This is a genomic window from Pontibacter pamirensis, assembly GCF_010015475.1.
In the GTDB taxonomy this organism is placed as follows: Bacteria; Bacteroidota; Bacteroidia; order Cytophagales; family Hymenobacteraceae; genus Pontibacter; species Pontibacter pamirensis.
In genome coordinates this window covers 1-17,866 of the sequence record NZ_SSNI01000061.1, presented here as the reverse complement: position 1 = coordinate 17,866, position 17,866 = coordinate 1, and the positions used below count along the sequence as shown (strand labels likewise).

The 17,866-nt window shown below is 48.3% G+C and carries 17 protein-coding genes; 7 read left to right on the top strand and 10 right to left on the bottom strand.

Going from position 1 to position 17,866, the window contains the following annotated elements:
• The first annotated feature begins 171 nt into the window (after positions 1-171).
• Together E1919_RS27785 and E1919_RS25685 are read left to right on the top strand one after the other, a co-directional pair.
• Positions 172-333 carry a recombinase family protein gene (locus tag E1919_RS27785; RefSeq protein ID WP_162056274.1) on the top strand — a complete coding sequence of 54 codons (162 nt, stop codon included), beginning with the start codon at positions 172-174 and terminating at the stop codon, positions 331-333.
• 228 nt (positions 334-561) lie between these two features.
• The gene (locus E1919_RS25685) at positions 562-735 is read left to right on the top strand and encodes a TrkA C-terminal domain-containing protein (RefSeq protein ID WP_162056273.1); all 174 of its coding nucleotides are present in this window, start codon (positions 562-564) and stop codon (positions 733-735) included.
• Between the two features lie 351 nt (positions 736-1,086).
• Here the strand turns inward: E1919_RS25685 and E1919_RS25680 are convergent, their stop codons facing one another.
• On the bottom strand, positions 1,087-2,031 hold the full coding sequence (locus E1919_RS25680; protein ID WP_162056272.1) for a mechanosensitive ion channel family protein: 945 nt from the start codon (positions 2,029-2,031) through the stop codon (positions 1,087-1,089).
• 427 nt (positions 2,032-2,458) lie between these two features.
• Between E1919_RS25680 and E1919_RS25675 the strand changes: the two genes are divergently transcribed.
• Positions 2,459-2,809 (top strand): carbonic anhydrase family protein, encoded by a 351-nt coding sequence (locus E1919_RS25675; protein ID WP_162056271.1) that lies wholly within the window; start codon positions 2,459-2,461, stop codon positions 2,807-2,809.
• Between the two features lie 8 nt (positions 2,810-2,817).
• Here the strand turns inward: E1919_RS25675 and E1919_RS25670 are convergent, their stop codons facing one another.
• Together E1919_RS25670 and E1919_RS25665 are read right to left on the bottom strand one after the other, a co-directional pair.
• Positions 2,818-4,236, bottom strand: coding sequence for a M20/M25/M40 family metallo-hydrolase (locus tag E1919_RS25670; protein ID WP_162056270.1), 1,419 nt, complete (start codon positions 4,234-4,236; stop codon positions 2,818-2,820).
• Positions 4,237-4,253: 17 nt separating this feature from the next.
• Complete coding sequence (locus E1919_RS25665) at positions 4,254-4,430, bottom strand: hypothetical protein (protein ID WP_162056269.1); 177 nt, start codon at positions 4,428-4,430, stop codon at positions 4,254-4,256.
• A 211-nt stretch (positions 4,431-4,641) separates the two neighbouring features.
• On the opposite strand from E1919_RS25665, the gene E1919_RS25660 reads away from it, so the two are divergent.
• The gene (locus tag E1919_RS25660) at positions 4,642-4,959 is read left to right on the top strand and encodes a hypothetical protein (protein ID WP_162056268.1); all 318 of its coding nucleotides are present in this window, start codon (positions 4,642-4,644) and stop codon (positions 4,957-4,959) included.
• 579 nt (positions 4,960-5,538) lie between these two features.
• On the opposite strand, the gene E1919_RS25655 is transcribed toward E1919_RS25660, so the two are convergent.
• Entirely contained in the window at positions 5,539-6,495 is a 957-nt protein-coding gene (locus E1919_RS25655) for an IS110 family RNA-guided transposase (protein WP_162056267.1), read from the bottom strand.
• Between the two features lie 373 nt (positions 6,496-6,868).
• Positions 6,869-8,167 (bottom strand): TlpA family protein disulfide reductase, encoded by a 1,299-nt coding sequence (locus E1919_RS25650; RefSeq protein ID WP_162056266.1) that lies wholly within the window; start codon positions 8,165-8,167, stop codon positions 6,869-6,871.
• 220 nt (positions 8,168-8,387) lie between these two features.
• On the opposite strand from E1919_RS25650, the gene E1919_RS25645 reads away from it, so the two are divergent.
• Complete coding sequence (locus E1919_RS25645) at positions 8,388-9,449, top strand: sensor histidine kinase (protein WP_162056265.1); 1,062 nt, start codon at positions 8,388-8,390, stop codon at positions 9,447-9,449.
• Complete coding sequence (locus E1919_RS25640; protein ID WP_162056264.1) at positions 9,446-10,174, top strand: LytR/AlgR family response regulator transcription factor; 729 nt, start codon at positions 9,446-9,448, stop codon at positions 10,172-10,174. Before E1919_RS25645 ends, E1919_RS25640 begins: the two co-directional genes overlap by 4 nt.
• Positions 10,175-10,250: 76 nt before the next feature.
• Here E1919_RS25640 and E1919_RS25635 read toward each other — a convergent pair whose 3' ends face one another.
• The 5 genes from E1919_RS25635 to E1919_RS25615 form a co-directional block, all read right to left on the bottom strand.
• A complete protein-coding gene (locus E1919_RS25635) occupies positions 10,251-10,916 on the bottom strand; it encodes a DUF6624 domain-containing protein (RefSeq protein WP_162056263.1) in 666 nt (221 codons plus the stop codon).
• A gap of 220 nt (positions 10,917-11,136) precedes the next feature.
• On the bottom strand, positions 11,137-12,402 hold the full coding sequence (locus E1919_RS25630; protein WP_162056262.1) for a thioredoxin fold domain-containing protein: 1,266 nt from the start codon (positions 12,400-12,402) through the stop codon (positions 11,137-11,139).
• A gap of 208 nt (positions 12,403-12,610) precedes the next feature.
• Entirely contained in the window at positions 12,611-14,086 is a 1,476-nt protein-coding gene (locus E1919_RS25625) for a TlpA family protein disulfide reductase (protein ID WP_162056261.1), read from the bottom strand.
• Positions 14,087-14,245: 159 nt separating this feature from the next.
• Complete coding sequence (lepB, locus tag E1919_RS25620) at positions 14,246-15,343, bottom strand: signal peptidase I (RefSeq protein WP_162056260.1); 1,098 nt, start codon at positions 15,341-15,343, stop codon at positions 14,246-14,248.
• Between the two features lie 130 nt (positions 15,344-15,473).
• The gene (locus E1919_RS25615) at positions 15,474-16,022 is read right to left on the bottom strand and encodes a hypothetical protein (protein ID WP_162056259.1); all 549 of its coding nucleotides are present in this window, start codon (positions 16,020-16,022) and stop codon (positions 15,474-15,476) included.
• Positions 16,023-16,239: 217 nt separating this feature from the next.
• On the opposite strand from E1919_RS25615, the gene E1919_RS25610 reads away from it, so the two are divergent.
• On the top strand, positions 16,240-17,517 hold the full coding sequence (locus tag E1919_RS25610) for a hypothetical protein (protein ID WP_162056258.1): 1,278 nt from the start codon (positions 16,240-16,242) through the stop codon (positions 17,515-17,517).
• The last annotated feature ends 349 nt before the right edge of the window (positions 17,518-17,866 follow it).

The window sequence follows — 17,866 nt, the reverse complement described above, 5'->3', positions numbered from 1 at the left end:
GAGCCTTTCCGGAATAAGCCCACTGACGCCTCAGTGACAGCCGTTGCCGGAACCACCAGGTTTAACACCAGGCAGCTCTTCAGGAGCGGGATGTGTCTCCGCCTCTGGCACCGGAGAGATTCTATATAATGTAAAACTGATCAGCCAGCTCAGAGCAGGCGATACGGTGGTGTGTGGAAACTGGACAGGCTGGGCCGCTCGCTGCGGGACCTGATAGACCTGGTGTCTGAGTTCAAGGAGAGAGGGGTGGAGTTTGGGAGCCTGCAGGACGGCACCAACACCGCCACGCCCACCGGCAGGCCAGCAAGCCTTTCGAAAGCAGCCATGGAGTAGGCAAAGTCAGCCAGTCAGCCAGAATCCTCTTCGAGTCCGGAACAAAAACCGTGGAGGAGATAGCCAAGATAATGGGCATCGGCAGGATTATCAGCTACCTCTATATTCAGAGTTTAAGCGAAATGGGATGAAAGGTAAGCTAGAGCCGCGGTAGTTTTAGGAGCCAGGAAATGTTTCCATAGGGGCCAGCACCATTCTGAACCTGCTAAAGCGCAGTGACTTCTCACGGTGGCAGAAGGCTTGGACTTGCTCCAGGCAAGAGCGCCGAAGCGGCTGGCTAGGCCCACAATTGCAGAGTCATCCATCCGCCAGGAAACAGGCTGCACCATCATCGCTATCCAAGAGGGGGACGCGCAGCACATCAAACCCGATCCGGGAATGGTGCTGCCCGCCAGCGCATAAATCATCCTCAAAGGGACAGTTGAGGCGGAAGAGCAGTTCTTCAGCATGTTGTTTGTTAAAGGAAAGGAGAGCAGGAGCAACCAGTGTCTTGGGCCGCCCTTTTTTAGGGGAGCAGGTGTTCCCGCTGCCCTGTGGCATCGTCACCCTTCCGCACATAAGCCATGCTCCATAGTTTATGTAGCAGGCTGAAGCAGAAGCTGCCCCTGTCCTTTTCATGCAATGTTTCTCAAGCCTTAAGCGTAGTATAAAAACTTTTACGTTCTTGCTCAATATATAGAGCCCTTTTAGGGGCTCTATACCCCGTGATACGTTCCTAGAGAGGGGGTGTAACACTTCTGTACAAGTGCTGTCTCAATCGCTGCCTGCCTGTCCGTTACCCCCTAAAGCCCTGCCTTTTTTCATAGAGGCGGTGATAGTCTCCAGTTGCTCTGTCAGCTTTTCGCCGCCCTTTATTCCGAAATCCAATGTACGGATGGGGAATGGAATCAGGATATCGTTGGCGTCGAAGGCCTTCTTGATGCGGATGATGCCATCGCTCTTGGCACTGACATAGTCTAACTCATTTTTGTAGGTTATCCAGTAGCGGGCTTTAAAGTTGATGGAGGAATCGCCGAATTCATCGTACATCACCTCAATCTCTTTTTCCTTCACACGGTTTTTCACATCATTCAGCGCCTCCGACACTACCTGCTGCACCTGCTCCAGGTCCTCTGCGTAGGAAACCCCTACCTGCAGGTCCACACGCCGGGTACCATTAACGGAGTAGTTCGTGAGCGGGTTCTCAAACACCGTCTTGTTCGGGAGGTGCACCACCTCTCCCGTCAGCTGCCGGATGTTTATTGTGCGAAGTGTAATCTGCTTGATGACGCCGCGGTAATCGTTGGTCTCGATTAAGTCGCCCACGCGGAACGGCCTTCGAAAGGCAATGAACACCCCAGCGACAAAGTTGGCAGCGATGTCCTGAAAGGCAAAACCCAGCGCCAGCCCCACAATACCGACACCGGCCAGCATAGATATGACCACCCCGTCTAGGTTAAGCACATGGAGCACAATAAAGAAACCCACCAGCAGCATGCCGATGTAGAGGAGCGTCAGGATGAGGTTGTTCAGGGCGGGACTATGTGAGAACCTGTTAATAAACTTTCCGAGCCACCCTCTGAGCAAACCAGCCAGTTTGAAGGTAATGACCAGGAGGAGGACGGCCAGGAACAGGTTGGGGAGCATGAGCACGGCATAATCTCCCCACGACTCCAGCTTTTTCCAAAGCAATTCTAATTCTACATTAAAGTTTTCCATTGCATTATTGATTTTAGGATGTTATAAAGCACATAACCCTCCGCAAGTTTGTGGGGGATCCATGGAGGCAGGCCTCAAACAAAGAAGAGGCAGCCTCAGAAACCTATACGGTGCGGGCCGCCCTCTTCAGGAAAAGTTATAAAGCCTGTTCTTCCTTATATATTTTTTTCTAGCAAACTGTTCCTTGTTTTTTGTTCACGGGCAGGGGACGGCAGCGGGCCAGGGAAACTGCTGCGGCTGCTGCCTCCTGTATTTTGCCGCTTCCGGAACCTTTAAATACTTGACAAGTAGTGAATGGAACAACTAGATAAAACTCTTTGGAAAAAACAGCACTTACTCCTACAAAGCAGTCAGGAACAGGCTGTGCCTCTTTTTGACTTTAACCCTTGTCCTGTCTGCCTGTGGCGGTTAAGCGGAGACAGAAGCAGTGGCGGAAGAGCCAGTTGCAGTGGAAGCAGACCCTGAAACGGCGGGGGCAGCAGAGTGGGACTATGAGAACACCAACTGGGAGGAAATCTCTGGCGCTGAGTGCAGGGCCAACGTGCAGTCTCCTGTTAACATCAGCACGCAGGAGGCGATTGAAGCAGAGCTCTCGGACATCGGGTACGAGTACGAGCCCTTCCCCATGAAGATTGTGTATAATGGGCACACGGTGCAGGTGTACGGCACGGAGAGCAGCTTCATCACGGTAGAGGGCAAGCGGTACCAGTTCAGGCAGTTTCACATTTATTGGGTTGTTCTGGAATCGCCGTCTACAGGCAGCTTTTGCCTGGCATGACACCTACTCTATAAAGTATGCCGGGGGGGCTGCTGTTTTCCCACAAGAATACTGACCAGGAACTGCCTGTAGACGGCAACGCCGGAATCAAGGGAAGCAACGGGCACCCTTTCGTCTTTGTTGTGAATAGCGCGCAAGAGCTCTTCCTTTAAGTAAAGAGGCAGTAAGCCGTATGCCGGGATCCCCCTTGCCCTGAAGTAACTGTTGTCGTTGGAAGCCGGGAAGAGAATAGGTGCCACCAGGGCGTTTGGATACACCTGGGTCACTGCCTGGCACAGCGCTTCGAAGAAAAGGGTGTCGGGGGCCGTGTAGGGCGCTGGCCTGGAGCCGGAAAGAACCTCTACCGCTATGTTTTTGTCCCGGAGGGTCCTTCTCAGGCCCCTGATGAAACTCCGCTGTGTTGTGCCTGGCAGGAGCCGGCAGTCTAAGGTGGCGGTTACGCGCTGCGGTATCTGGTTGGGACTTGTCGGTGGGTTGGAGATGTTGGTCACGGTGGCCGTGTTGGTCACCAGCGCGTGGAGGATGGGCTCTTCCCGCAGGGTCCTTCCCCCAAACAGCTTCATAAGCCACGGGTGCCGCATGGCGAAGCCCCGCAGGCCACGCTCGTGTTTTCCGAGCGCCTCGAACATCAGCGCTGCAGGTGCGGAAACCCTGATGTCCGCATCCCGGTCCAGCAGCCTGCCCAGGGCCGCCACCATCTTCTTGTTTGCGTACGCCTCCGGGGGCACTGCCCCATGGCCGGAAGAGGCTACCTTTGTGCTTAGCCTTAACTTCAAGCTGCTCTTCTGGCTTATTTCAATTCCAAATACCCTCTTCTGCGGATCAGAGGCCAGGATGCCTGATACACCAGCCCCTCCCTCCCCCAGCACCAGCACCGCGTTCAAGGCGTCAAGGTGGTTTTCGGCGATGGATTTTGCTCCCAGCGCTCCCCCTGCTTCCTCTGAGGACACGGACAGGATCGTCACGTTGTAGGGCAGGTCGCGGGTGGAGGCCAATTCTACCAGGTCAGCTACAGCCAGCAGCTGCATGATGGCCATCCCTTTGTTGTCGACTGCTCCTCTGCCCCAGACCATGCCGTCGGCAACCCTCCCCGAGAAGGGGGCATGCTGCCAGTTGCCTGCCACTGGCACAACATCAATGTGGTTCAACAGGACAATGTTGGGCTTCCGGCTTTCCAGCGGGTAGAGGGAGGCCGAGAAGTTGTAGGAATCGCTTCTGTCGGAGAAGACTTTTACGTGCAGCCCCCTGCTTTTGCAAAGCCCGGAGAAAAAGACGCCTGCCCCCTTCTCTGAGCCGGTGACAGAGGCGAGCTGTATGTACCTGCTCAGCAACGTGGCTGCCTGGGAAGCTCGGGCTGTGTCACCTTGAGGAAAGGCGCTGAGGGGCATGCCCAGAAACAGGCAGGCAAGGCAAAGGACTTTTACCATGTGGGTTTTGGTTTTGTTCACTTCCTCCTGGACATCTTAAAGACATAGTAGAAGAACGGCAGCATAGCAGCGGCAACAACTATGGCGGCCCAGGAGCTGGGATTCATGACAGCATCATCGTCAAAGTCGCAGCCGCTCAGCGAAAGGAAAAGGAGGAAGAGCATACAGCGTTCCCCGTAAGGCAGGTTCTTCATCTTGTTTTATTATGGTTTGCTGTGCCGGACAGCCTTCTGTGTCTTTATTCAATCAGAGCGCTTTGAAGGGAGGCTCCGCATCCCCGCGCGCAAAAAAAAACCTGCAGGAGCAGGGAGTCTTTGCACGATGGGTTCCTCTTAAACGGGCCTGCACCCCTCATGTTGCGCCTTTTGACGGGCAGCGGGCTAAAACCCGGGGTAAACGGAAAAAGTGCTGCTTATTATCATCAGATTCTACCTGCTGGGGAACCTCGTTTACTTCTTCCTGCTGATCTTCGCGGCTGTGCTGTTCTGCGGCATGACGGATGGGATAAAGGGAAAGCTGCACCTGAAGCGGGATGCTGACTTGCTCAGCCGGCCGGGGGCTATGCGCAGTTCGTCGGCTACTTCTTTTGCCGAACCCTTCGCATGGGAGAGGTCATTGGCCATCCGCTTGAAGGAGGCGTCAAATACACGTCAATCCATCAGTGTCAATCTGAATACTTTCATAAAGCTGCCTGTCAAAGGTCTCCTTCAACCCTGGGAGTAAGCATAAATAGGGACAGCAAACCCTATCACGAGTATGGCTAACCCTAAGGCTACTTGTACAGCCCCCCTCAACGGTTTACTCCATCCCAACCTCTTCATTGGTTTTCCCAGGCGGATTGGAATAAGCAAGCACAACATGTACAGGATCAAAAAATAAGCTACTGCCATATTTATTGTATCAGTTTATCATTTAACTTTAAGTCTTCATTAGTAAATCAACGTGAGAAATAGGACATTGTTTGCGACCTGACAGTCAAACACAGTAGCTTTAACAATCAAATAATATAATAAGCCTATCCTCTTCAAGGTTCAGAACCAGCCAGTTGACTGCCATAACAAGCTGATTTTGATACCGTTATTGAATAAAGAATCTAAACAGTGCTCGCACTATCTATTGATTTCAGGACGAGGCATCGTAATCCACAGTTTTTCTGTTCCAGCAAATGTGGAAGTGTTGAGTTGAAGGGGAGGTTGAACTAAAAAATTGAATGAATTAGAGGTGTAGCTAGAGCTGTTCTATAACGCTGATTATGAACTGTGTTAAAAAGCAACTGTATTAATTTTTTTTTAGGCGCCGTATTCAACATGGTGCTGAATAAACTTCTCCGGATCTTACCATACCGAACACCTGTTTTATCAGCTTGTTCATCACGGCCACCAAGGCTACTTTCTTTGCTTTTCCTGCCGCCACCATCCGCTCATAAAGCTCCCGGCAAGCCTTGTTGTACACCTTTGCCGCCATGGCACACATGTAGAGCATAGCCCTTATGTTTTTGTCCCCAATCCTGCTGATCCCCCTATAGCCGCGGATGGAGGTGCCAGACTCATTGATGCAGGGGCTGATCCCGATAAAGGCGCTGAACTGCCTGGCTGATGTAAAGTTTCTGAACCCGCCAGAGACTATAATAAGCTCTATAGCAGACTTGGTGCTGATACCGGGAATCGTCTGCAGCAAGGTAAACAGGTCCTGGCAATGTTCTTCTGCCAGCTGTTGCATCTGTTCCTCTAGTCTCCCGATTTGCTTTTCTATGCTTGTCAAGACCGTTTTACAGGCCTTTAGAGCAGCTTTATCCGCTTCCTCCAATTGGGACAGGGCATGCAACTGGTTCAGGAAAGAGCGCTTGCTCTTGACCAGCAGCTTCAATGACATGCGCTGTTGCTGCAGTTTCCTCATGAAGGGAGCTGGCGGCTCGTATAGCTTGGGCTGCATACGTTCTCCGTACTCAGCGATCAGCGCCGCATCCACCTTGTCTGTCTTCGTCCTTTTGAGCTTAGTCTGGGCAAAGCGCTTGATCTGCAGAGGATTCACCACCGACACCTTGATTCCTTTCTCATAGAGGGCGATGGCCAGTTGCAGGCTATAAACCCCGGTCGCCTCCATGATGCACCAAGTCTGGCTTGATAAACTTTTAAGGAAGCTGTTGATACCTTTTTTGTCGTTGCTGTGCAAGGAGGTGGTGACTTTGCCGGCTAGCTTTGTAGCTACCACAAAGCTGTCTTTGGCCATATCGATACCCGTGTAAGTGTGCTCCATCATAGTGTGTTTTAGAGGTTATTCATGTGACAAAAAGATAGCTTCTCTTGCACTCAACATCCTGATGCAGGCTCCTGGCCTTATGAACTGTTCAAGGTAAAGAAGCCGGGTAAGGGGATTGTCATAAGGCGCGGGTTTATAGAACCCATGTTCAGCAGGAATCTTATTCCCTACCCAGTCTTTTTGTCTACAGCTTAAATACTCATTTCTTCTGTTTCAGATAACGTCTACAAAAGGGAAAAAGAGTACCTAAGTCACTGAGAACAAACATAGGATGTTCACCAGGACCGCCTGGAGAGTAGTTTAGCGTATCTATGCATTGTGGGCAAGGTACGGATAGCCTAAGCGTAATCTATGAACCTTGCAGCTACATTATTTACTTTATTAGTTCTGCTAAGACCTTTTCTAACTCTTCTCCCTTGAGGTCTTTGTATATTACTTTACCCTCTGGGGAAATAAGAAAAGTTGATGGATAACTGCTTACACCATGTTTTTCTACAATTTCATCGGATAATACTTGGGGCCAAGTAAGCTTGTGCTTGTCAATTAGCTTTGCCAAGTCTTTAGGTTCAGAACGCCCTATTATTCCAATAATTTCAAACTTACTTTTATCGTAATGAGAGGATAAGGCCTTGAGCCTCGGGAACTCCTTGATACAAGGTGTGCACCAGGTAGCCCAGAAGTCCAGCAGAACGTACTTGCCCTTCAACTTTTTCATTGTGACTTCTTTCCCTGAGGTGTAATCCTTTCCCTCGAAATCAATTGTGGGGAATCCTACCTGTGCCGACTTTACCGAGCCAGCATCCTTTACACGCTTAATTTTAGCGACTTTCTCTCTTGAGTCCACACCTAAGTACTGATAAACATCTTCCCCTAAGTTGAAGTACTGGTTAGGGCGTACGGGAACAGATAAGTCAACTGTCTTCCCCTTTATATCATCCGTTAGCACTACCATGCTATTATTTCCATCATCCAAGTCTTCAGAAAGAAAGCGGTTGCTTTCTAATGCAATTGCATATGCCTTATTACCCGCTTTTACAGTGGCCGTATAGTGCCTAGGATAGTTAAAGTAAACATGCTCTCCCTCAAGTGGAGCTACTATGGCTAAAGGAAATACCTCTTCAGTTACTTTGCCGTCACGCATACGTTGGTGCTTTATCTGAACGGCATTGTCAGCAAAGCTCTTGTATTTCCCGAAATTAAAAGGATCAGAGTAGGTAAGCAGCGGGCGGGCTTTTTCATCAGAGAAATCAAGGTCTGTATCAGTGTCTGCCAACCATACTCTGTTTCCTTTTTCGTCTTCGCCTGTAATGATGTAAACAGAGGCTCTTAAAGAGTTTTTAGAAAATTCTTTCTCATTCGGCTCGTATTTTAAAGCCTGCTTCAATCTCTCAAACTCTTCTTTAGAAATCTTCTCGTTTAGAAAATTCTGGTAAAAGAACTGTTTCTCATCAAAAATAAAATGGTGTCGCTTGATGTTTTTTAGTTTGGCTGGAACACCCCTCAACTCTGATTTGAAGGGACTGTCTTCGGCCTCTGGCCCAATAGCTCCCATGCCCGCGTGGAACACGCTATAGCCAGGGGTTGGAGTGACAGAAACCTTCATCACCTCTTGTGCGAAAGTGGTTAGCGCCAGGAAGAAAAGAAACGGGAGAGGGATGAGCGACTTCTTCATATGTTTTAGTTTAGGACTTTATACTCATTAGAAACATAACCTTTCAAGCCATGCTTTTTGCCCTTAGCCATGCTAATCGCTTTCAGGAGATATTCACGGGCCTCTGATACAATGAAGCTAAGGTTTTATAACTTTTCTGGCAAAAACTTTACATGAACAGGACTTTCCTATGGATGAATAATACCTTACCTTTCATAACCGTAAATCCGCACCCTAACCTATGCCGACAAAGCTGCCCCTCCGTGTGATATTGGTTCATGCTCTGGCGTGGGCGGTCTTTATCCTGTATGAGGTTACGATGGCGCTGGTCCAGAACTCTGCTAAGACCATGTGGTGGGAATACGGAGGCTACTATCTGATTAACATCTCCCTTTTTTATCTGCATGCCCACCTGGTGATGGATGATGCATTGGAAAAAGAGTGGCTGCCTGCCCTGCTGGTGATTTTGGTCCCTTTGGAGTTAGGCTGGTACGTTGCCTCCGAACACCTGCTGGAGAAGCTCCTGAACTTGTATCGTTCAGTCCCCGAGGAAATCGTGTTAGACACCTCTTTCTTCCTAAGGCATATTTGGCAGGGGGCATCTTTTATAAGTGTCAGCACCGCATATTGGATGGTCCTCAATATCATTAAGCGGAATAAGGTTATAAGCCAACTGAAGGTGCAGCAGGCGGAGGCGGAAAGGGAGAAGGCAGAGCTGGAGAAAGACCTGGCACTGTCACAGAACGCTTACCTTCGAGCGCAGATCAACCCACACATGCTCTTCAACACGCTCAGCTTTATCTACAGCACTGTGCAGGACGTATCTCCTAAAGCATCAGAAGGCGTCCTGCTGCTCTCGGAGGTGATGCACTATGCGCTCGGGCAGGTGCATGAAGATGGCAAAATAGACTTAGCCAGAGAAGTAGAGCAGGTAAAGAAGTATATTGGCCTTAACCAGCTCCGCTTCAGCAAGCCGCTACAGCTTCAAATGAGCTTCGAGGGAGGCTTCAGCCAGCACAGGCTCCCCCCCTTGCTGCTGCTCACTTTCGTGGAGAACATGTTCAAGCACGGCATCCTCAACGACCCTGCTCATCCTGCCACTGTCTTTATCACGTGCACCGACACCACTCTGAACCTGTCTACCAGGAACAAGAAAAGGAAGTCTGTGATGAAGGGCCATGGAATAGGCATCCAGAATGTGGAGACCAGGCTAAGGAAGCTTTACGGGGAAGGTTACTTCCTCCTGAATATCCAGCAGGATGATGTATATTATGAAACGAACCTTCAACTTGTACTTGCATGATAAAATGTTTTGTGGTGGATGATGAGTCGCACAACATCAGGCTGCTCTCAGGTTATATCGAAAAGACACCAGGCCTGGAATTGGTGGGGGCTGAGGAAAATCCCTTAGTTGCCTTGGATACTATAACCAGCGGTAAGGTAGTCCCAGACATCGTGTTTGTGGATGTGGATATGCCAGAACTCACAGGTGTGGATTTGGCAGGATTGGTAAACAAACTTACTGAGGTTGTCTTTGCCACTGCCTACCCTGATTATGCTCTTCAAGCCTTTGAGAAGAACGCCTTAGACTACTTTGTAAAGCCGATATCCTATGAGCGCTTTCTGCAATCTGTCAGCAAAGTTCGCTTACGTATCAGTGCCAGGAGCAGTCTTGGGCAGGAAAAGGAAGACAGCTACTTTTTTGTTAAAAGCGATGTAAAGGGGAAGATGGTAAAAGTGGAGTATGGGGAGATTTCCTATGTGGAGGCACTACAGAACTACGTTAGAATCCATACTACTGGTGAGCCAATCATTACGCACCTGACGATGAAGAAAGTGGAGGAGAGCCTGCCGGAGGATAGGTTCTCCAGAGTACACAAGTCCTTTATTGTCCATAACGCAAAGGTCAGGGTGGTGGAGGGCAATCAAATCGTGCTGGACGACAAAAGCACTGTTGTGTTGGGCAGCAGCTACAGGGACTCCTTTCTGCGGAAGGTAAACGAGAAGCTGATTAATGGCGAGCGATAAGTCAAAGGTTTTCATTAAGGGCAGATGCAAGGCTACTTAACGGAGTTAGCTCTGGGGTGGCGCAGCTACCGCAAAGCTATTGTGGAGTATCGTTATTCTTTTTCGGCAGTTTCTCATTTGGGTCATATTTGGCTCCAAGCTGTTTGGCGTTCTCTTCAACAGTTGTCGTAAAGCCTATTTCCTTCCTGCGCTTGTTCACGTTCTCCACATCTTCAATGGGCCAGATAACTTGCCCTCCTTCTGGTCGTACCCAACCTGCTGCCTGCGTACCGTAAATCTGCTTCTTCCCCTGAAACATCAGTAACCTGTCCCGCATCTTTGCCGCATCTGTAGCGCTTGCCTCTCCTTGCTTTGCCAGCGCTTCCATCTGGGGTAGGTACTTTTCTATCGTCTCTAGGCTGGAATGTTGCACAACAAGGAAAATAGCCTTGGCGGCTTTATCGCCCACCTTACTTTTCGGCAACCATCCGTATTGCTCAATAATAGGTATTACCCTTGTTTGATTAACTGAGTCAATCTTCATCATTTTCATCGAATGGGCTTTACTCGCTTCTGGGTTGGGAAAGCTGTCCCAGTGTATGTTCCTGACACTTTGGTCAACATCGTATACTTCTTCCAGTTCTTTTCTTAGCAAGGAGTAGTCTGGTCGCTTTTCTACTGTTACAGGAGCTGAAGTGCTGTTGATAGAAGACTGGCATCCCACCAGTAGAAGTAGAATGATAAGCGTGTAAAATATTTTCATTTATTTATTAATTATGTTACTCAACGTGCAGGGTTCTGCGGTGGCGTAGCTACACCGCAGAGGTGTAATTAGCACATGTAGTTCTTTTATAGGGGGAAGGGGATAACACGGTATCACTCTATAACAAATTGTAAACCCTATATTCATTATTTTAAAGCCACCTGCTTAACTCTCCAGCGCTTTTTAGTAGTGGAAGGTATTATCTAATCTCGAACCTAAATCACCATGTTTTTTTGCCGTTCTTCATCTTGTCAAGAGCCTCTGCAAAATGTCCTCCTTCTTGACCTGAAAGGGCTACCGCTTCTTCCATAACTTTTATAGCTTCTTCCTTCTTGCCTGTTTTGTACAACAAGTTAGCATAGTTTAAAAGGAAGCGAGGGCTTTTCTTGTTTTCACCAACTAACAACTCTCTTGACCAATCTAATGCCTTCCTAAGGCTTACCGAATCATCACTGAAAAGAAAGACATTGTTGGCGTATCTCAGTAGCAGGAATTTGTCTATTTTGTTTCTGTGTGAATGAACGTGCCCCACATACTCAGGCCAGTTCTTAAGCCATTGATAATACATCGGCTTTGAAGTCATTATTATTTCTTCTGACAAATCAGGGAATTCCAGGTTTAGCTCCTTTTCTATTTCATCCCAATCCACATTTTCATTGATTTTGCCTATATATTCAACCATTCCACCACCATACTCTTTCTTGACACCGTCAACTTTTAAATATTGGAAGACAATATCATCAAAGACAACAGTTTTGACTATTCTTTCGCTAACCCCTTTTCCTAACACTAAATCAGCTTTGTCTGCATTATTTCTTAAAACGGCGAAGCCTGGGTCTGCGACCTTCTTTGTAGATTCAGCGATCAGCTTTAAGTTTTCTTCAGTCAAAAGGTTCTTTTGGGTTGCCAGATACTCATTCATAACCAAGGGCATAAGTTCTCTGTCATTCATCAATTGGGCTGACTTTATCAATTCTAAAAGGAATTCTGGGTCTTTCTTCCCTGATTGGAACTGTCGCTTCTGTTTATGGTACCCGCTCAAAGCCGCTTCTGCTTTTGCAATGAAATCATCCCCAGTAGGTGAGCCTCCGTTCAATCGGTGAACAAGCTCTCCCTTTGGGTTAAAAAAAAGAAATGTAGGAAAGCTGTTAATGTTATAAGTAGTAGCGATAGCCTGAGCATCGTTATACCACTTTTTCACTTCTTCGCTGTCCTTCCCGGTCGTGTCAGCCTGTATTTTTACGTTTATGAAGTGCGTGTTGAAGAATTCGCCCACCTTTTCCTGGGGAAAGACATCCCTATCCATCAACTTACAGGGGCCGCACCAGGTAGTATACACATCCAGGAATATGTACTTGTTTTCCTTTTTTGCCTTCTCCTGAACTTGTGTCCAGCTAAGCCCATGTTCAAACTTAACACCTGTCGCATCCTGGGCCTTTGCAAAGCCTATGGTGAAGAATAGAATAACTAAAAGTTTTACTTTCATGCTGAACATGTTTTGCTGAAACAACTATTAATTTCTCACGATTAGCTATCTAAAGCTGCAAAAAAGACATCTGTAACAATTTGATATTGTTTGTTTAGACTATTTACGGTAATAATACAATATTTGCGCTAACGGGTTCGGACAGGCAACGGGTGAGGCGTAAGCAGAAAAATATGCGTGTGCCTTGTTAGCGGTTGGTTCTTTTCTTTTACTCGTTATTTCTCATGTACAGCTCTAACTGCTCATATAGCTCCTTGGTAGTACTTGGTTCTTTTGCTTCCAGCACGGCAATATTCCCCTTTCTATCCACAATGGCGTAACGAGGGATAGGCAGAACTCCGTTCTTGCCGAACTTTTCCAGAATCTCCTTCTCCAGCTGCTCGTTTGCCCTTACATGGTGCCCTTTTAGCTTATAGAACTTAATCATCTCCTTCCAGCTGCTTTCCCGCTCTGGCTTATCCATGGAAACGTAAAGCAGTTCTATGTCTTTTCCCCTCGAAAACTGTTGCAGCTGTTCGCTAAAGCGGAACTCTTCCTTGCATGGCCCGCACCATGTGGCCCAAAGGTCCACAAAGACCACTTTCCCTTTCAAGGGCGCCAACAGCTCCTGAAGGGAATTTATACCCTCATAGTTGCTCGGAAACTTGATTCCTTCTGCCAATTCCTTCTTCTGGGCCTCCCAATACGCCACAATCGGGTCCACCACCTCTTTGAGATGCGGGGTGTAAGGGCTATTGGGGTACTCAACCGCAAAACGGTTGTAAAGCTCTACTAAAGCAGGCTCATATCTTTTCTGAATGGCTCCCAACCGAATCATTGCTGCTAAACTGATTTCCAGTGCTTCGCCGGTGAGCGACTCTTTCATCTGCTTCTCTTTTATTATAAAATGCTCCCCTCGCTTGCTGTCAACATCCTGGGGCATTTGCTTTAAGTACATGTCCTGGTACCAGTCAAAGTACCCCCGAATGAAGAGGTCGTAGTTTGAACTTGCCAGTGCCTTGTCATTGGATATTGGCTCCAGGTGCATGGCCTTGGTCCAGGTATCAACCCAGGCCGCATTGAAGAAGGAAGGGTTCCCCCTCTCTTTGTGCATATACTGGTTCACTGCTAACTCTCCGAACACAGCCAGGTAATAGTACCGAATGTCCTGTTCTACAGACTGAGCAAAGGCCTTGGATTTCCTGTTTTTCTGAGCGAAGGCTTTCAGTTCCTTTAGCTCCCTGTCCCTTAGCTGCAGTACCTTCTGCAGGACTGTCTCTGGCACGGAGTCTTTCAGAAGCTCCCGTGCAAGGGGGGAACTGGCTCTGCCGTTGATTGATTTCTCACGTTTGAGCGAGTGCAGAAAGGTATTCTCTTTCGCATGCTCTCCCGAAAAAGTGAGGGTATTGTCAGGTGCCGTTTTGTCTAAGCTGATGGCTTCCTTGCTATCTGGTTCTGCAAAGACTCTTCCACTGTACCCGTTAAACCTAAAGTAGATGAACCCAGCTGTCGTCATGGGTAAGCTTAGAGAGAAACTGCCCTGCTGGTCTAACCCCACCTCTTGAACGGTTGTATTAAAGTGTCCCTCTATGGGGTGAGAAATAAAGATTTTATCGCCTGAATCGTTTTGAACATTACCTGAAAAAATGGTTTGCGCTACTAAAGCATGCGGTGCACAAAGAAGAAAGAGAACGAGGCGTTTCATGATGGTGAGCTTAAAGAAGTTAAATTTTACAGGTATTAAAAACAGCTTTAGCCCAAGTAGGACAAAGGATATAAAACTTATCTTACGCTTGCGGAATCAAAACCATTCCTGCCTTAGCAGAGTTTTTGTTTATCTTCCCTCTCTACTTAATTCTATTTCTTATTCAACAGTATTGAGAATTCTTCCCCACCTGATTTTGTCAAAGAAGCCACCATACTCGTTTGATGACATCCAAATAAAAACTGCTTTTCCGACAATGTGATCTTCTGGCACGTAACCCCAGTAGCGGGAGTCAAGGGAGTTATGCCGGTTATCGCCCATCATGAAGTAGTAGTCCTGCCTGAAGGTGTATTGTTTTGCCTCTTTGCCGCCAATGTACAACTTCCCGTCTCTAACAGCTGCATCTTCTTGATGCTCGTAGGCCAATATTGCCTTCTGGTAAAATGGCAGGGACTGGGGTGTTATGGCTACGGTGGCTCCCTTTCGGGGGATGTACAGCGGACCAAAATTATCTTTGTCCCAGTCCAGGCTTTTTGACTGTGGGAAAACATCCCCAGAAGCGTCCGTTTGCTCCCACAGGGCAACATCCTTTATGAAGTCAAGCGACTTGAGCTGTGCAGCCAGCTCAGGGGTGGCATCAATCACGTATCCCTCATCCCAGAGTATCACATCATGCACTCTGATGTTTCTTTTCAGGAAGAACTTCTCACTCAGTCGCTGGTCTGTCTTGATGTAGTACTTATACTGCTCCTGCACCGGCATAGCCAGTGGTTCTCCATTTATGTACACCTTCCTGTCACGAATCATCAGGGAGTCCCCTGGCAAGCCGACGGCACGCTTGATATAGTTGGTGCGAAGGTCCGTGGGGTGATGTTTCTCTGGGGGAAAGTTAAAAACCACCACATCGTTGTGTTCTACATCAGAGAAACCTGGTAGTCGGTAAGAGGGTAGCTGAATGGCATCTGAATAGGAGGGGATGTTCGTGCCCCAGATGGTCTGGTGCGTAAGCGGCACCTGCATAGGCGTAATGGGCGTGCGTGGTCCGTAGTGCAGTTTACTCACAAACAGGTAGTCCCCGACAAGCAGTGACTTCTCCATCGAGGGAGTTGGAATGGTGTAGGCCTCAACCGTTCCCCACCTTATCAGGCTAGCAGCCACTACGGCAAAGAGAATGGCATCTCCCCATTCACGGGCAAAGCTCTTTTTCTTCTTGGTTTCTGCTGCAGCTGGTTTCTTTTTAAATAGCTTGAATTTCATGTAGTCAGTTTATGATAATGGGTGGAGCATGCCCCTCCTGTTTTTTGCAGACGTTTCTGCCTGCGCCCTCAGTTTTAAATTGGACTCTGCCCCACGGCTTTGGCTACTGTGTCGGCAGGTTGTTTTCTTCCTAAACAGTAATCTCTATCAAGCCAAAGACAACCCTGTCCCCATACTTGCCCTGCGCCTCCGCCTTGTTGAGGAACTTGACCCTCTTTATTTGCGCTGGTTTGATTATGCTTAGCTGGCTTCGTCTGTCGGTGTAGGAAGGGAGGAGCTTTCCGTTTACGGCAATGGGCAGTTTGTACTCAATGCCTACCTGCCGTACCTGTTCGTGCACCTGCCTGTAAATGTAATTCTCTATGTCAAGGTCAGCGGTAGACTTAACCATGACGCACCGGCCATCGCTGAACCCAAGCTCCGCCAGCTTCTCCCTGCTTGCTGCCCGCTCAAAATGCGCCAGCTGCTGGTTGGAAACAACGTCATTGGAAGAGGATATCATGCCGTCCACCACATGGATGCAGTCCTTGTCATACATGTCTACGGTCAGCACATCCCCCGTCAGCCCTTTACTGTCCAGAGTGGGTACTTCTAAAAGCCTACCGTTAACCTTTTGGGAATGACCCTTTGTAAAAGCAAACAACATGAGCAGGCAGAGGATATAAAGTTTAGTTTCCATAGGTATATTCTTTAAATTATAAACGAACTGATGACGGCTCCTTCTTAGGTAAAGCGAATTCTGCGACATCTTCCACCCCTTCTTATTCAGGCTTTATTTACAACGCATACCAATATATTATTAATATATAAATTCTATATTTAACAAACTAATTGAGTAAATTCAAGTACGATTTGCACCTTCTGTTCCTTTTGCCACTTTACAGCGGTACCGCCATATGAAAACAATCTTCCATCTCCTGCTCGCGCTTCTATGCGTCAGCACTTCTTTTGCACAGACCACTGCAGACAAAGTCGAAAACCTGCGCGTTTTCATAGACTGCCAAACCTACTGCGACAGAGACTACATCAGGCGCGAAATCCCTTTCGTGGACTACGTAAATGACCGATTCCAGGCCAACGTCTACATCCTGATTACAGCGCAGACCACGGGAAGCGGAGGACGCGAGTACAAGCTTCAGTTTGAAGGGCGGGAAGCCTTCTCCGGGATGAATGATGTGAAGGCATACATCAGGGAGGCTACCGCCACGGATGATGAAGACCGGAAAGAGGCGGTTGAGAAAATCAGGCTCGGGCTGATTCCCTACATCCTGAAGACAGAGAAGGCAAAGGACATGGTCATCTCTTTCAAGGACGCTGATAGCCAGGCAACCGAGATAGCCACCACGCCGGAGGAGGACCCCTGGAACTTCTGGGTCTTTAACCTCAACATGAACGGCTACTTCAGCGGGGACAGAAACTACTCCAACAGCAGCCTGAGCGGCGGGGTTAGCGCGGGCAGGGTAACGGAAAAGCTAAAGACCAGCTTCTCCCTGCATGCCAACAAGAACAAGAACCGCTTTGGGGAGGGTGACGAGGAGTTTACCTACACCAACGAGCGCTATGGTTTCAGCAACACCACCGTGTGGTCCCTCACCAGCCACCTGTCAGCCGGTGGCTATGTCAGTGCGCAGAAGTCTGACTACAGTAACTATGACCTTTCTTTGGCGGTTACACCGGCTGTAGAGTATAACTTCGTTCCCTACTCAGAATCGAACAACAGGTACATTGGGCTGATGTACAGGGTAGGGCCTCAGTATTTCAACTACATTGAGGAAACCATCTTCTCCCAGACCGAGGAGCTGCGGTTTCAGGAGAGCCTCTCGCTGGATGTGAGCTTCAATCAGAAATGGGGGCGGGTGAGCGGCTCCACCTCCTTCAGCCATTATTTCCACGATTTCTCTAAAAAGAGGCTTTCCTTCTCCGGCTACGGGGAGGTACGGCTGGTGAAAGGGCTTACGCTGAACGTGGGCGGGTACTATGCCATACAGCGGGACCAGCTGAACATCATAAAGGGAGCGGTCTCTGACCAGGACCTGTTAACAAGGCGGCGCCAGCTGGACTCCAACTATGACTTCTACTTCAACTTCGGTGTCCGCTACAGGTTCGGTTCGCTGTTCAACAACGTTGTCAACCCCAGGTTTGACGGTGGCGGAGGAATGATGTTCTACAACTAAGCAAAGGCAGCCTGTCTTATAGCTGGATACCATTAAACGTGGAAATAAAAAAGACGAAAAGGTATGACCAGTCGGGATAGCCTTAACAGTAAACGCTACTAATCCTTAGCATAAGTATTCCTCTCACCCTCGCTATACTGATAGCGGTTAAGTAGTTCTTTGATGTGGTCTTCCATAGGGATAGTTTGTTTAAAAACTGTCAACCTATTTCAGGAGAAGACCCAAGAAACTCTCAACAACCTGCATAGGCTAATTGCACTTTGTGTGCCGTGTAAAGAAGTACAGCATACGTTCTATAATGTCTTACTATAAGTACGCAAACTACATCATCTCGCTGCAACTTCAGGTT